Below are 15,691 nucleotides of genomic sequence, written 5' to 3'. Positions count from 1 at the left end.
AAAACTATAGAACCTAAATTTTGTAACGATTTTTAATCCACTCTTCAGCATGTCTTCGTGCTTCTTGATCCCAATAAATAACCTCCTCTAAATTATTTGCCTGTGGAGCTCCTAATTTTTGCATAACAGCCTCTACAGATTCAGGAATATCCAAGAATCCTATTTGCTCTTTTAAAAACGCATCAACAGCAACTTCGTTGGCTGCAGAAAGAATCGTTGGCGAACACTTACCAGCACGTAATGCTTCACGAGATAATCTTAATGCTGGAAAACGTATGTCGTCTGGGGCTTCAAATTCTAGTTTAGCAACTTCAGTCAAATTTAAGCGTGCCACATTCGTATGCATTCTTTTTGGCCAAGTCAGAGTATGAGCAATCGGTATTCGCATATCAGGCGATCCTAATTGTGCAATCGTACTGCCATCTGTATATTGAACCATACTATGAATAATAGACTGAGGATGTATTAAAACGTCTATTTGCTCCTCTGTCACCGAAAATAATCGTGCCGCCTCAATAATTTCCAATCCTTTATTAAACATACTGGCAGAATCAATTGTTATCTTCGCACCCATGGTCCATGTTGGATGTTTTAAAGCTTGCTGTAGCGTAACCTTTTTCATATCTTCAAATGAAGTTTTTCTAAAAGGTCCACCTGATGCAGTTAGTATAAGTTTTTCAATGGAGCGATATTGTTGATCAGCCATAGATTGAAAAATAGCATTATGTTCAGAATCAACAGGTAACAAAGTAGCACCAGCCGCGTTTACGGCCTTTAACATTACATCACCCGCAGAAACCAATGCCTCTTTATTTGCAAGGGCAACATATTTACCATTTTTAACCGCAGCCATTGTTGGTTCCAGGCCAATAGCACCCGTAATTGCAGCCATTGTCCAATCTACTGGGATGCCAGCAGCCTCTACCACTGCTTGTCTGCCCCCCATAACTTTGGTATTATACCCTGCTAGCAATTTTTTTAATTCAGGTAAAAACTGTTCATCTGCAATCACAGCATATTGAGCATGTAGAGCAATTGCTTGTTCGGCAAGTTTTTTTACATTTTTTCCACCAACCAAAGCAATCGTTTTAAACGAGGCTGGATCTTGTAATAACAAATCAACTGTCGAACATCCAATACTACCAGTACTACCCAATATAGAAACAGTTTTCATTTTCAAGATTTTCCTTATTGAAGGTTTATCGATATTTAATATCTAAAAATTGTTAAAGGAATATAAGAAGGCTTATCAGCGCCGATTTTATTTTTACTTAATAATAAACCCCCGCCCCATTTTTGCAAATTATCATTCTTAGGTAAAGACCAAGATATCAAAGCCACAAAAACTGAAACCAACAATAATGCATCAAAACGATCCAATACCCCACCATGACCTGGAATGATTTTACCTGAATCCTTTACCCCTAATTCTCTTTTTAACTTGCTTTCCAGTAAATCACCTATTTGGGCAACAATACCTGTAACCATACTAAAAAGAGCCCCTCCGATAAAAGCGGTATAACCCTCTCCACTAAAGTAAAAGATTATATATCCACCAACCATACCTGCACCAATCAATCCACCGATGGCACCAGACCAGGTTTTGCCAGGGGAAACAGAGGGAATAAGTTTGGGACCTCCCAATAATTTACCAACAATATAAGCAAAGCTGTCGCTAGCAATAACGACTGAGATCAAATAGATCACTGCCCACATTTCTGAGACAGTCATAAAGCGCAGCCACAACAGCGCAATCCCCGCACCACCAATGACGACAGAACCAAGCCATAATTGCCTACCTAAAATAAAGGAAAATATGCAAGCGATTACAATCCCTGGCCACCACATCCCCTTAATTGCAGCGCAATAAGCAACTATGGGCCAAATCAAAAATAATATAACAGGAAAGCGTTTAAAATTTGCTTTAAATAACGTAGCCCACTCATACGTCATTGCAATACTGACCAAGAACAGCAAGCCGATATATAGTGCGCCACCATAAATAATGCACAATAGCGCTAGTGGAATAATAACCACTGCCGATGCAATACGTAACGGCAGGTCCTGCCAAGAAGATTTCGCTTTATTATTCACTTATTTATAACCCTGGTCGCGCGCCAAATCGACGTTCACGACGTACATAAGTCTCTAATGCAGCGTTAAAATGATTTTCTGTAAAATCGGGCCACAAAGTATCTACAAAAATTAATTCTGCATATGCAGATTGCCATAATAAAAAATTGGATAGGCGACATTCACCACTGGTTCTGAGAATCATATCGGGATCAGGAATATCTGGCGCAAATAAATATTTTGCAAAAACATTCTCTGTAACTTGGTCAATAGTCAAATTACCCTGCTGGATATCCTCAGCAATACGTTGTGCAGCTCGAACAATTTCACCTCTACTACCATAAGACAATGCCAACGTTAGTGTTAATCGGTTGTTTTTTTTTGTCAGTTGTTCAATTGCTGAAAATTCATCTTGTAATTTCCGATCGAAACGATCTATTTCGCCAATAATACGAACACGTATACCCTCTTTATGCAATTGCCGAGCCTCATATTTAAGGTAGTATTTTAACAATGATGTTAAATCAGAGACTTCTTCAGGGGTTCTGCGCCAATTTTCAGATGAAAACGTATAAAGGGTTAGCCATTCAATATTATTATGAATGGCTGCTTTAATACAACGTTTGACCGACTGCGCACCTTCTCTATGGCCTGCAATTCTTGGCATTCCCTTGGCTTTCGCCCACCGACTGTTCCCATCCATAATAATGGCAACATGTTTAGGCAACTCTTTACGCTGTGACAATTTTAAACATTCAGCAGAAATATCCAAAGAAGAACAAGCCATGTTTTAATTACGCTTTATCAATCAGTCACTGTCTAGACCTGTTTGATATCACGTTCTTTTTCACTAAAAATTTCATCAATTTTACTTACATATTGATCTGTAATTTTTTGAATTTCATCAGACCAATCTTTAACGTCGTCTTGACTTATATCTCCATTTTTTTCTGCAGCTTTAGTTTTATCCATTCCATCACGACGAACACCACGAACGGAGACTTTTGCTGCTTCGGCATAACGACCTGCAGCTTTTACCATTTCATTACGACGTTCTTCAGTTAATTGGGGAATAGGCACGCGGATTAATTGACCATCAGGCATTGGATTTAAGCCTAATCCACTTTCTCTAATGGCTTTATCAACCGCACTGGCCAAAGTTTTATCCCAAACCTGAACCGATAACATTCTTGGTTCTGGTGCTGTAATAGATGCAACCTGAGTAATGGGAGTAACACTGCCATAAGCTTCAACTCGAATAGGTTCTAATAATGCAGGGGTTGCACGACCAGAACGTAAACCTGCTAAATCATGCTTAAAAGATTCAATTGCCCCTTGCATACGACGTTCTAAGTCTTTTTTTAAGCTATCAATATCATCAACCACGAGAAAACCCTTATCAAGAAATAAATTTACTGTACCTTATGAAACTAAGGAACCCTAAACATCTGTTTCAGAAACAACAACTTTGGTAAATACACCATCATTGTTCAACACACGGCTAAAATTACCTTTTTCGTGCACATCAAAAACAACAGTTGGTAGCCGATTATCACGTGCCAAACTTAATGCCGTTGCATCCATCACGTTTAATCCTTTTATCAAAGCTTCGGTATATGTTAGCACATCATAGCGTTTTGCATCAGGATTTTTTTTCGGATCTGAATCATACACTCCATCAACCTGCGTTCCTTTTAACATAAGATCGCATTCCATTTCAATGGCACGCAAAGCAGCAGCCGTATCGGTAGTAAAATAAGGGTTTCCCGTGCCTGCTGCAAAAATAACAACATGCCCCTTATCCATCAAATGCATGGCCTTATCGCGAATATAGGTCTCAGCAACCTGTGGCATTGCAATTGCAGTCATGACATGGCTTTCGACATCGTATTGTTTTAATACATTGTTCATTACAATAGCGTTGATTACTGTTGCCAACATACCAGCATAATCCCCTTGCACTCGATCCATTCCTTTGGATGCGGCCGTCATGCCTCGAAAAATATTGCCTCCTCCAATAACCAAACAAACCTCTATTCCAGAATTAACAACATTGGCAATATCTTGCGCAATTGCATTGGCAATTTCTGGATCAACACCATACATCCCTTTTCCTAGCAAAGCTTCACCAGAGATTTTCAAAAGGACACGTTTGGGGATATATTTTTTTAAAGAAGTCATTATTTTTCACACTGGTTATTTTTATTCAACGGTAACAAATACTACAACAGCAATTTTTTTTTTAAAAGTATGGAATTTTATTTTAACCTAATATTTTGGTCACAAATTTTTAAAAGTCTTCTAAGCCAATCGCCTTTAAGCGAGCCTTTTCGCTATCCCATCCTTTACGTTCCTTAACCACTAAAAATAAATGGCACTGACGCTCTAACAAGCGACCTAGCTCTTTCCTCGAACGTTCACCAATCAAACGGATTTTTTGACCTTTGTCACCAATAATAATAGCTTTATGATTGGCACGTGATACATAAATCGTAGCATCTATGCGAATGGAACCATCTGGCCTTTCTTTAAAACTCTCTGTTTCAACGGTAACAGAGTAAGGAATTTCCTCGTGCGTTTGTAAAAAAATTTGCTCACGGACTAATTCTGCTGCCAACAAACGGTCTGGTAAATTGGTTAAATCATCTTCTGGATATAACCAAGGTCCCTCAGGCAGATCCTCAGCCAAAGCATCCAACAAATCATCAACACCACTTCCATTCCGTGCGCTAACCATAAAACTGCGTTCAATAGGTAATAATGTTGTAATAGCCTCTGTCAAAGGTAATAGCTTTTGAGGGATTACTTTATCAATCTTATTAAGCACCAGCCAGATTCGACGTGAAGTTTCTTTTAACTGCTGAATAATTTTTAAATTTTCTTCTGTTAATCCAATATTGGCGTCAATTAATAACGTTGTAACATCGGCATCAACCACACCTGTCCACGCAGCAGCAACCATTGCTTCATCTAATTTACGTTTAGGTTTAAATATACCAGGGGTATCCATCAATAAAATCTGTGTTTGTTGATGAACAACAATGCCCAAAACTCGCATACGCGTTGTTTGTGCCTTTGGACTAACAATAGAAAGTTTCGCACCAACCATTTTATTTAATAACGTGGATTTCCCTGCATTAGGTGCCCCAATCAAAGCCACAAAGCCACAGCGCATTATTTTATCCTATTTTTAACTTTTTTAATTTTATTTAATTTATCAAGCAAGTCTTTGGCAGCAGCACTTTCCGCAATCCGCTTACTGCGCCCCTCGCCACGCCCTTCTATATCTTGAACAACCACTCTGATAACAAAAACAGGGGTATGAGATGGCCCTTCTTGAGAGATCAACTCATATATAGGTAAAGGTAGAGCTCTGGCTAAAACCCATTCTTGCAGTGCAGTTTTAGAATCTTTGGGGGGCAAAGGTTGGGATTCAATAATATCCGCCCACACTTTATGAACTAATTTGCAAACAGGCGCCAAGCCACCATCGAGATACATTGCCCCTAAAATAGCTTCAACCGCATCGGCCAACACACTATCAGTATGGTGAACACCCACTTTTTCTTCATGAGAGGCAACGTGAATTGCTTCAAATAATTCCAGTTTCGCAGCAATTTGGGCTAACACAGTTTTAGAAACTAGATGGGCATGACGAGGTCCTAAATCGCCCTCTTGCTCGTTTGGATATCGTTTCAACAACCATTCAGCCATGACCAACCCTAAAACGCGATCACCAATAAATTCTAAACGTTCGTTTGACCGCACTCTTCGGGCTTTATTGCGAGAAGATCTGTGTTCATAAACCGCTGAACGGTGGGTCAATGCCTTCTGTAATAGGGATTTCGATCTGAATTGATATCCTAGTCGATCCTCTAACAATTTTTCAGATGGATGCAGCGGTTTCTCTTGTGTTTCTACTTTCATTTTACAGACTTAAATAATCGATTCCAGCGGACTTCTTGTGGCCAATGCCAAAACTGCCAAACAGGATATTTACTATCATATGAATAAAAAATAAATTGCACCTTACCAATTAAATTCTCAATAGGAACATACCCCAAATAATCTGGACTGTCTGGATCGATAAAACGACTGTCAGCACTATGGTCACGATTATCCCCCATGGCGAAAAAATGCCCTTCAGGCACTAAATAAGGGATTGTATAATCGACATTCAAGTTTCCATCAGGGAGAACAGGAGATTGATAATATTCATTTACAATCGACTGTAAGATTTTATGCTCGACAATTTGGCCATCTTTGCGGGGTAAAAATTCCGTGTATAAATTCTCAGTAATTTCAGGTTTATTTAAAGATTCTTGGTAAGTAAAAGGCCCATCAAACTTCCGTTTAACTGCATCACCATTAATATACAAAATACTATTTTTTACCTGTATGGTATCTCCTGGCAAGCCAATAATACGCTTTACATAATAATCAAAAGGCGGTTTTGTGCTTCTAAAAACGGCAACATCCCCACGTTGAGGTGGGGAGTAGAATATCCGCCCCTGAAAATTAGGTTGCGAAAAAAAGAAGGAATATTTTGAAAAACCATAACTATATTTACTTACGAAAATATAATCACCAATTCTTAATGTCGGGATCATGGATCCTGAAGGAATATTAAATGGAGCAAACAAAAAACAGCGAACAACAACTATAATAACAACAGCCCAAAACACTGTTGAAATTAATTCTTTTACCTGTTGTGCTTTGGTTGGCTGTTGTTCTGGATGATCAACAGATCCATCATAACCTGGCTTCTTTTTAAACTGATCACTCATATATTTTTATCAATCATCTTTATATATATTTTCCTTTAATCAGGGATAGATTCTATAATGACTTGTGCAAAAGCATATGGCAATTCATCTGTCATGGTTAAATGAATATTCGCGATATATCCCTCTTTGATTACCCGTTGTAATTGTCTTAGAGCACCATTTCTTAATTGTAAAGCAGGCTGACCACTGGGCAGGCTAATAACTTCAATATCGTTATAAAAAACACCTTGGGAAAACCCTGTCCCTAAAGCTTTGGCACAGGCTTCTTTTGCTGCCCACCGCTTTGCATATGTCCCGACACGGGTCTGTCCGTGTCGCTTCTCTGCTTTTTGTATCTCACTTTTGGTAAAAATGCGCTCGATAAACCGTCTGTCATGACGCTCTAAAACAGTTTCGATACGACGCACATCGCATAGATCAGAGCCTATTCCTACAATCATAAAGCCCCCTTATATTTCCTAAGACTGTGATCGTTCAACATGAACAATCCCCTTGGCCATTTGCAATCCTAAAATAACAGAATTTAAATGATGAATATCTCTTACTTCTAGATCAAGTAATATCTCTATAAAATCGATATGACGATTAATAATTTTCAAATTCAAAATCCCCCCATCATACTGAGCCGTACGATTCGCAATGACAGCAAGAATATCCTTGTCATTTTCACTGACAACTTTAATTCGACCAATATAATTTTTCTTTGAATCAGCGTGGGCTATAATATCATAATCCCAATTCATATCCATAAAACGCTCAGGCGTGGCAGAAAAACTGCTTAACGTTGGACATTCTTTACGATGGATGGTAATTCCTTTTCCCGTTGCAACGATTCCAACAATCTCATCACCTGGCAATGGATGACAACAACCTGCAAAATGTACAGTAATCCCTTTACCCATACCCCGCAGCGGAACTATAGATCGATGTTGATCCGAAGAATTTGTATTATTAAAAGTTTTAGATTTTTCACTTAACCCTGGAACAAAGCGTGGGGCTCTTTTAGTAGGTCTAAGTTCTGGATAAGCTGTATACACAACATCTTTGGCAGATAAGGAATTATTTCCAACAGCAATATATAAATCTGTAACAGAGGCTAATTTTAATGGCTTTAAAATAGTTTCTAAAATCTTTTGAGAACCATCAATTCCTTCTTGCCTAAAAGCTTTGGCCAAAGCCACACGACCAGTTTCAATTTTAATTTCTTTTTGCTGTGCACTGACATAGTGGCGTATACGCGCCCTAGCTTTCCCAGTGACGACAAATCTTTCCCATGAAGGGGAAGGATTGCCCTCACGCGCCGTCATGACCTCTACCTGATCGCCGTTTCGTAACTGATGCCGTAATGGAACCAAGCGTCCATTAACCTTCGCCCCGACGCACCGATCTCCCACCTGACTGTGGACTGCATAGGCGAAATCAACAGGCGTTGCCCCTCTTGGTAATTGAATCAATTCCCCTTTTGGGGTGAAACAGAAAACCTGATCTTGATATAACTCTAACTTAGTATTTTCTAAGAATTCATCAGGTGCAGAAGAGTCTTCTAATATATCTAACAGATCTTGCACCCAACGTAATTTTTTGAGTTTTGGGGCGATCTCAGATGTATCATTATTAACTTTGTTCTGGTCGGCATTATTCATCACTGGCAGCTGTTTATATATCCAGTGAGAAGCAACACCATTTTCAGCAATATCATGCATTTCTTGTGTACGGATTTGTATTTCAATCCGCTGGTTACGTGGCTGTCGTAACGTTACCCCTGTATGAATACTTTGATAGCCATTTGCTTTGGGGGCTGAAATATAGTCCTTAAATCGTCCAGCCACAACAGGATATGAACTGTGAACAATTCCAAGCGCAGTATAACAATCCTCTTTCGTATCCACGACAATGCGAAAGGCCATAATATCAGATAATTGTTCAAAAGTCACCTGCCGTCTGTTCATTTTCTCCCAAATGGAATAGCATGATTTCTCGCGCCCAGTAACTTCTACATTTTTTATACCGGATTTTTGACAAACTGCTTTTAGCTCTCGACAGACCTCTTCAATAATGTCAGCACCTTGCCCACGCAAGAAAACCAACCTGGCACGGATTGAGGCATCGGCTTCTGGCTCTAGAACAGAAAAGGCAATATTTTGCAATTCCGTTTTGACATTATCCATACCAATACGCTCAGCCAAAGGCGCGTAAATATCCATTGTTTCACGGGCAATACGCTGCTTGCGATCAAGCCGTTGTACATAATGCAATGTGCGCATATTATGTAACCGATCCGCAAGCTTAACAATTAAAACGCGAATATCTTTGGACATAGCTAAAACAAGCTTGCGGAAATTTTCTGCTTGTTTGGTTCGATCTGATTGCAGCTCTAAGCGTGTCAGCTTGGTAACACCATCTACCAAATCTGCAATAATAATACCGAATTCTTTTTCTAAAAATTCGCGAGTAACCTCAGTATCTTCGATTGTATCGTGTAATAACCCTACCACAATAGAGGCTATATCTACACGCAAATGCGCTAGTATATTAGCAACTGCTAAAGGATGGATAATATACGGAGCCCCATTATCACGAAACTGCTTTTCATGTGCTTTAAAAGCAACCTTAAATGCTTTTTCAACGATTGATACATCAGCGTCTGGATCATACTTGCGAATATGACGAATAAGACCTTCACAATCGATATGATCACTTTCGCTTAATGCTATGGGAATATGTATATTATCCACTTAAATCCTAATTGTTATATGAATCCCATGTTCTATTATAGGTGTAAAAAGCAAAAGAAGAAAAATAATTTTAAAAATTTTCATTATTTGAACGACGTCGATCCAATTCGTTCATAATTTCATTAATATTTTCAAATGAATTTGTAGGAGCGTTGCGCCTTTCCTCTTCCGCAGAGACATCCTGTAATCCGAAAATATTCTTTTCTGTTGGGATTAAATCAACAACTTCCTCTTCCACGGGCTCTGGTTCTGGCGCGCGCGCAAGCGAACGAATAATGTCGCTTTGAATTGAATCTAAATTAACTTTTTCTTCTGCAATTTCACGCAGTGCAATGACAGGATTCTTATCATTATCCCGCTCAACTGTTATAGCCTCACCTCTTGAAATATTTCGAGCCCTTTGTGAAGCATATAAAACCAGTTCAAATCGGTTAGGGATTTTTTCAACACAATCTTCAACAGTAACGCGTGCCATAGATAACCAGTCTCCAAATTTCAAATTAATCTTTACTTTTAATCTAACTAAGAAAAAAAATCAAACCTTATCTACTTGGTTATGGTATAGGTCAATTTCCTGATCTAAAGGCAATTCAGAAATCAGTTGTTCAACACTTTTGTGTGATAATGGATGGGTCCACATAGGGGCAATATCGCGCAATGGGTATAGTACAAACCCGCGTTGGTGCGCACGGGGGTGAGGCAGAATTAACCTTGGAAAATCGTCAATAACAAGCCCATCGATATCAATAATATCTAAATCTAACGGTCGTGCTTCGTTAACTTTATTACGCATACGACCAGCTTCTTTTTCTATGTCATTCAAAATAAATAACAATTCGACCGGTTGAATTTTTTTCTGAAACGCAATAATACCATTAATATAAAGTGGTTGAGGAGATGGTGGAATTGGGCTAGTTTCATACCATGGAGAGATTTTGATTGGTTGGCATTGTAATCGACTGGAAATTTTTTGAATGGCTTCTTGGCACATACCATAAGGAGTATCAGACCAAGCACCGGGCAAATTGCTTCCTATTGCTATAAAAATCATTATTTTTATCAATCGTATAATTCGTAACTTAATTGAGACATATTAAGGATATTATGCATATACTATCTGAGACTTTATTGATATCAACTATGATTTGAATTTAAATTTCAATTACACCTTTTGATATAAATTACTTTGGGAATATTAAATGTTTTTTAGAGAAAATGAAAAAGTTTGTCTGTTTATTGATGGTGCAAATTTATATTCCGCCTCGCGCAATTTGGGATTTGACGTTGATTATAGAAATTTATTAGTTTTTTTCAGAAAACATTGTAACGTTGTTCGCGCATATTATTATTCAGCCGTACTGGACACTGAAGAATATTCCCCTCTAAAGCCTCTAACGGACTGGTTGGCATATAATGGTTTTTTCCTAGTAACCAAAAATGCACGTGAATTCACCGATCAAAATGGACGCAGACGTATTAAAGGCAGCATGGATATCGAACTTGCAGTGGATATGATGGAAATCGCCCCCCATATCGACCATGCTGTCCTATTTAGTGGAGATGCCGATTTACGCCGTTTGGTTGAATCTGTACAAAGACAGGGCGTACGGGTCACTGTTATTTCATCCGTTAAAACCAATCCCCCGATGGTTGGCGATGAATTACGTAGACAAGCAGATCAATTTTTAGATTTGGTTGACATTGCCCCAGAATTCACCCGTCGTTCTGGTGACAATAATTCACAAAACGATATTCCTAATCCTGTTATCCCTTTCGCCGAAGAATAATTTCACGCTTAATTTTAAATGAAATCTACAGAACCTGGTACTAATTGTCCAATATGTCCGCGGTTAGTAGCATATAGACAACAAAATAAGCAATTATATCCTGAAGGATGGAATGGGCCTGTCTCCCCTTGGGGGAAACAGAATGCTGAATTACTAATTGTTGGTTTGGCACCAGGGGTAAAGGGAGCTAATCTTACTGGACGTCCTTTTACTGGGGACTATGCTGGTATGTTGCTTTATGAAACCCTTATTAAATACAATTTTGCATCTGGAATTTATAAAGCAAATCCACAAGATGGATTACAATTAATAAATTGTCGCATATTAAATGCAGTACGCTGCGTTCCACCAGAAAATAAACCAACAACACAAGAAGAAAAAAACTGTCGCCCATTCTTGCTGCGCGAATTGCAAAACATGCCTAATTTAAAGATAATATTGACCTTAGGCGTTATCGCTCACAAAAACATTCTAGCCTGTTTTAACCAACCTGTATCCAAAATTAAATTTAAACATGGCCAGTTTTATCAAATCAACGAAGCCATCACTGTTGTTAACAGTTACCATGTCTCACGCTATAATACCAGCACTGGGGTTCTGACGACTGAAATGTTTGAAGCTGTCATTCATTCTATTAAAAACAAATTATAGTTTATATAGTTTACTCATCTATTACGAATAACTTTAATGATGATCAGAACTATAATGCCAATCATAGCAATACCGTAGGCAATCAGGGGTGCTAGGGCTAGAGCTAATTCAACAGTCATTTATACCCCCCTAGTATTTGTAAATAAAATCGACATTACAATATTTTAATACCGAGCCAAAATGACACATTTCGATATAATAATACCAAGCAAAAGAATATAAAGTAGAATTTATTTTCTTACATTGATATTGATAATCATTATTAATTTTGTAATGGTTAAAATGTCTGAAACACTCCTCGCATTTTGTAAATGGAATCATCGCTGGATAGGTTTAATCAGTGGATGGTTTTTGTTCGTTATTTTAATTTCAGGGACAATATCCATTTTCGACAAAGAAATTACACTTTGGATGCAACCTGAATTAGGACAATACAGACCTTCCTCTAACATTACCACCGCAGCTTTAGATCATGCATATATATTATGGTCACAAAACAAACATGTTAGAAAGAACCTTATTGTGTTGCCTTCTGATCGTGACCCTTTCATCCGTGTCATTCACCATCAAGGGAACTTATTACAAGGCTCTATAATCCATCCCCAATCGGGAAAGGTAATTTTTACACGCGCAACGGGTGGAGGCTATTTCATCGATAGCTTACACAACAACCTGTTTATCGGCCGTGAAACGGGAGGAATGATTGTATTAATCATTTCTATTCTATTTATTTTTTCAATTATCACTGGTCTTTGTATTTACTGCGTCCATTATTTAAAATTTGTTTTTATTATCCAGCCCAAGCCCACATCCCCACGATTTAAGTTTGATCTTCATACCTCTATTGGTCTGTTTTTTTTACCCTTCTTATTAATTATCGCCATTAGTGGACTGCTATTCTTAGCACCACGATATTTACCTAATACATCGACTACACACTCTAGGGTCAATATTTCACAACCAAATCTTCAACAACCTGCAGATAATCCAGGAATTATTCCAAACTTGTACCCCCTGATGAATAAGGCTCAAGAACATTTTTCCAGCCTTCCTGGCACTATTGCCTTTACCCCTAAAGAAATTCGATTTTACGAAAAAGATGATCGTCATATCGCACGTTTAAAGAATTTTATTGCTTTTAATAAACAAAATTACGAGCCCTCTTCATCTACCCAACAAATATCTCGTCCATTATTCGTAAAACAGACTTTGTTGGGGATTCATACTGTCAGGACAGGTTCTGTAATCATACGAATATTGTTTTTTATTATGGGTTTAATTAGCGCCATCTTCTTGGCTGCTGGCCTTTTGTATTACTCAAACAAAAAGCCAAATGACGCTTCTGATGCTTTGTTACCCACACGACGTTTTTTTAACAAATTAATCGAAGGTGTTAATATGGGAATAATCATGGGGACATTGATCTCAATATCATCACTATTTTGGATTAATCGCTTATTACCCATTCATCTTGATGAGCGAATAGTATGGGAAATTAATTGTTTCTTTATCACATTTCTCATTATATTTGTATTTAGCTTGCTTTCAGCATTATTAAACAAAATAAGATTTGGTTGGAAATCTCTAATTTTATTGCTTTCTTCTATATGTTTATTGTTGCCTATCGTGGAATATATTACAACTTATTCACTTTTAAAAACGGCATTATTAAATAGGAATTATATATATATCACTATTGATGTAATCATCTTTCTCTTTGGATTGTTTTTTTTAACGCTCTACTGTCATTTAAATGTAAAGACGACGAACAAGGCTCTGATACGATGATAATTTTTGTTACGATAGTAAATTTAATTGGCTTATTTTTACTTATTGCTTCATTAAAACATGTTAGAGCACGACATAAAATCCCCCCAGCGTCTTTTAAAGAAAAAGTGCTATATCAAATAGGATTCATAGCCCTAAACATGTTTAGCTTACTACTTTGCTTATATTACTGGTCCAATCCTGGATGGTTAATCTGGATAAACCTGACTTCTTTAAATGCATTAATTGCTGCCTTAATTATTGGGTTCTATCCAAAATTGTATGCGAAATATATTACGCGCACCAACCAATAATTTACTAGATCAAGTTGATTTCATTTTATTAATTAAACTTGTATCTATTAAGCATCGTCATGATCTGGAAGAAGTTGCGTTTCCAGCCCCATTGACTGTCCCAAACGAGTGAGCCGCCTAGTAACAGCATCACTAATAACAGCATCAAGATGATGGGAAAAATATAATGTTAACTTCTTCTTGCCAACCTTTAAGCGGGTTCTTAATAATAAACTAGGAAGATTTCCAGATAAAGTATACGCCACCCGAAAAGCCATACCCAAAACAACTGCTTGTTCAAATTGTTTATGCGTTAAAATTTTACGTGAAGGCATCAGAAAAGGTTCATCGACCCCTGCTTCGTAACGCATGGCTGTCGTTAATGCCAAAAAAGCACGTGTAGGGTGATCAAAAGCCATTCCCGCCATACATAAGATTCTGTGATAAGATTGCTCTTTTCGATAAGCAGGATGATCATGATAACTTGCATCTGAAATCAAACAAGCATTCCAGCGCAAACGTTTCATATCCATGTCTTCATTTTTAAATAAAGATCCAGTCCATTGCATTAATGCCAATGGAAATTCTTTAACACGTCCCAAACGTTCACAAATATCCATCGCTGCAGCCTCTTGAGGGTCTTGATCTCTGACATTTTCAGATACGACGTTACGCATGTACCACCCTTCTCTTACCCCCTCAGCGCAAAAAACAATCTGTGTTGGTTTTAATCTAGATAGTAGTTGTTCTAAAACCGTGGCAGCGTACGGTAAGTCATTCAAACGTTTATGAATAAAAGTTGGGATATTGTTAACTCCACCTTTTGATTTTTCAATGGTCCACTCTACCATTCGCTTTGCTTCTTCGTAAGGCAACGTAAAATAGTGAACAATTGATAATGGATAAGACGTATATTCAATATAAAGTTGAGCCATCGCCCGAAAAGCCCCCCCAACTAAATACAAAGTTTTCTTTTTAACCTCGGTTAACCATTCTACTGTTTTCAAATCCTTGCTGGCAATTGCCTTAGCTTTGGCCAACTTTCGCTCTGAACGATCGGTTAATCTGATTACCCCCAAAGGTAAGGTTTGGGCATTAAAGCGTTTTTTCTCTGATAATTGCACCAACTCCATAGACCCACCACCGATATCTGCAACAACCCCATCTGCATTTGGAATGCTGCATAATACCCCAGCAGCTGCATAATCGGCCTCTTGTTCCCCCGTTAAGATATGAACAGGGACGTTTGGCATCCATTGGTTAAGTTTTTTAATAAATTCCTCCCCATCCAATGCATCTCGAACAGCAGCTGTTGCCAAAACAACGAAAGGATCCGCACCCATTGTGGTTGCAACGGCATAAAAACGTTTAAAAACATCTTCGGCCAAGGTTACTCCTTTAGGGTTCAGCCGCCTTGTCGTATCAAGACCACTTCCCAAACGTAACGTTGCTTTTTCATTAAAAATAATAACTGGATTACGTTCTCTCCCTTCAAACACAACTAAACGAACAGAATTGGAACCTAAATCAACAATAGCTGAGCGTATCAAAGAATGAGAGTTCATAAGAAAATTATCCTTTATTATCAATGGATCTAT

General features: G+C 38.1%; 17 protein-coding genes. 4 read left to right on the top strand and 13 right to left on the bottom strand.

Annotated features, from left to right (window positions below; genetic code table 11):
• Positions 1-13: 13 nt before the first annotated feature.
• The 12 genes from dxr to folK all read right to left on the bottom strand — a co-directional run bounded on the left by dxr (position 14) and on the right by folK (position 10,646).
• Positions 14-1,174 (bottom strand): 1-deoxy-D-xylulose-5-phosphate reductoisomerase, encoded by a 1,161-nt coding sequence (dxr, locus tag QJV27_RS01520; protein ID WP_281447227.1) that lies wholly within the window; start codon positions 1,172-1,174, stop codon positions 14-16.
• Positions 1,175-1,209: 35 nt separating this feature from the next.
• Positions 1,210-2,094 (bottom strand): phosphatidate cytidylyltransferase, encoded by an 885-nt coding sequence (locus tag QJV27_RS01515; protein ID WP_281447226.1) that lies wholly within the window; start codon positions 2,092-2,094, stop codon positions 1,210-1,212.
• Positions 2,095-2,098: 4 nt separating this feature from the next.
• Positions 2,099-2,860 carry a polyprenyl diphosphate synthase gene (gene uppS, locus QJV27_RS01510; RefSeq protein WP_281447225.1) on the bottom strand — a complete coding sequence of 254 codons (762 nt, stop codon included), beginning with the start codon at positions 2,858-2,860 and terminating at the stop codon, positions 2,099-2,101.
• 32 nt (positions 2,861-2,892) lie between these two features.
• Complete coding sequence (gene frr, locus QJV27_RS01505; protein WP_281448948.1) at positions 2,893-3,414, bottom strand: ribosome recycling factor; 522 nt, start codon at positions 3,412-3,414, stop codon at positions 2,893-2,895.
• Positions 3,415-3,513: 99 nt separating this feature from the next.
• Positions 3,514-4,254: a UMP kinase gene (pyrH, locus tag QJV27_RS01500; RefSeq protein ID WP_281447224.1), complete on the bottom strand. Its 741-nt coding sequence runs from the start codon at positions 4,252-4,254 to the stop codon at positions 3,514-3,516.
• Between the two features lie 109 nt (positions 4,255-4,363).
• Positions 4,364-5,248, bottom strand: a complete 885-nt coding sequence (gene era / locus QJV27_RS01495) for a GTPase Era (RefSeq protein WP_281447223.1) — start codon at positions 5,246-5,248, stop codon at positions 4,364-4,366.
• The gene (rnc, locus tag QJV27_RS01490; protein WP_281447222.1) at positions 5,248-6,000 is read right to left on the bottom strand and encodes a ribonuclease III; all 753 of its coding nucleotides are present in this window, start codon (positions 5,998-6,000) and stop codon (positions 5,248-5,250) included. Before rnc ends, era begins: the two co-directional genes overlap by 1 nt.
• Positions 5,997-6,860 (bottom strand): signal peptidase I, encoded by an 864-nt coding sequence (lepB, locus tag QJV27_RS01485; RefSeq protein ID WP_281447221.1) that lies wholly within the window; start codon positions 6,858-6,860, stop codon positions 5,997-5,999. The genes rnc and lepB overlap by 4 nt, the downstream gene beginning before the upstream one ends.
• A 35-nt stretch (positions 6,861-6,895) precedes the next feature.
• Positions 6,896-7,300 carry a holo-ACP synthase gene (gene acpS, locus QJV27_RS01480; protein WP_281447220.1) on the bottom strand — a complete coding sequence of 135 codons (405 nt, stop codon included), beginning with the start codon at positions 7,298-7,300 and terminating at the stop codon, positions 6,896-6,898.
• An 18-nt stretch (positions 7,301-7,318) separates the two neighbouring features.
• Positions 7,319-9,595 carry a RelA/SpoT family protein gene (locus QJV27_RS01475; protein WP_281447219.1) on the bottom strand — a complete coding sequence of 759 codons (2,277 nt, stop codon included), beginning with the start codon at positions 9,593-9,595 and terminating at the stop codon, positions 7,319-7,321.
• 70 nt (positions 9,596-9,665) lie between these two features.
• Positions 9,666-10,070: a DNA-directed RNA polymerase subunit omega gene (rpoZ, locus tag QJV27_RS01470; RefSeq protein WP_281447218.1), complete on the bottom strand. Its 405-nt coding sequence runs from the start codon at positions 10,068-10,070 to the stop codon at positions 9,666-9,668.
• Between the two features lie 60 nt (positions 10,071-10,130).
• Entirely contained in the window at positions 10,131-10,646 is a 516-nt protein-coding gene (folK, locus tag QJV27_RS01465) for a 2-amino-4-hydroxy-6-hydroxymethyldihydropteridine diphosphokinase (protein WP_281447217.1), read from the bottom strand.
• A 148-nt stretch (positions 10,647-10,794) separates the two neighbouring features.
• Between folK and QJV27_RS01460 the strand changes: the two genes are divergently transcribed.
• From QJV27_RS01460 to QJV27_RS01445, 4 genes are all read left to right on the top strand, one after another.
• Entirely contained in the window at positions 10,795-11,382 is a 588-nt protein-coding gene (locus QJV27_RS01460; protein ID WP_281447216.1) for a LabA-like NYN domain-containing protein, read from the top strand.
• Positions 11,383-11,400: 18 nt separating this feature from the next.
• Entirely contained in the window at positions 11,401-12,033 is a 633-nt protein-coding gene (locus QJV27_RS01455; RefSeq protein WP_281447215.1) for a uracil-DNA glycosylase, read from the top strand.
• A gap of 282 nt (positions 12,034-12,315) precedes the next feature.
• A complete protein-coding gene (locus QJV27_RS01450) occupies positions 12,316-13,821 on the top strand; it encodes a PepSY-associated TM helix domain-containing protein (RefSeq protein ID WP_281447214.1) in 1,506 nt (501 codons plus the stop codon).
• Positions 13,818-14,114, top strand: coding sequence for a hypothetical protein (locus tag QJV27_RS01445; protein ID WP_281447213.1), 297 nt, complete (start codon positions 13,818-13,820; stop codon positions 14,112-14,114). The genes QJV27_RS01450 and QJV27_RS01445 overlap by 4 nt, the downstream gene beginning before the upstream one ends.
• 47 nt (positions 14,115-14,161) lie before the next feature.
• On the opposite strand, the gene QJV27_RS01440 is transcribed toward QJV27_RS01445, so the two are convergent.
• Positions 14,162-15,658 (bottom strand): Ppx/GppA phosphatase family protein, encoded by a 1,497-nt coding sequence (locus QJV27_RS01440; RefSeq protein ID WP_281447212.1) that lies wholly within the window; start codon positions 15,656-15,658, stop codon positions 14,162-14,164.
• Positions 15,659-15,691 lie beyond the last annotated feature (33 nt).

Source organism: Commensalibacter oyaizuii (assembly GCF_029953265.1).
Taxonomy (GTDB): Bacteria; Pseudomonadota; Alphaproteobacteria; order Acetobacterales; family Acetobacteraceae; genus Commensalibacter; species Commensalibacter oyaizuii.
This window is presented reverse-complemented; position numbering and strand designations above follow the sequence as displayed.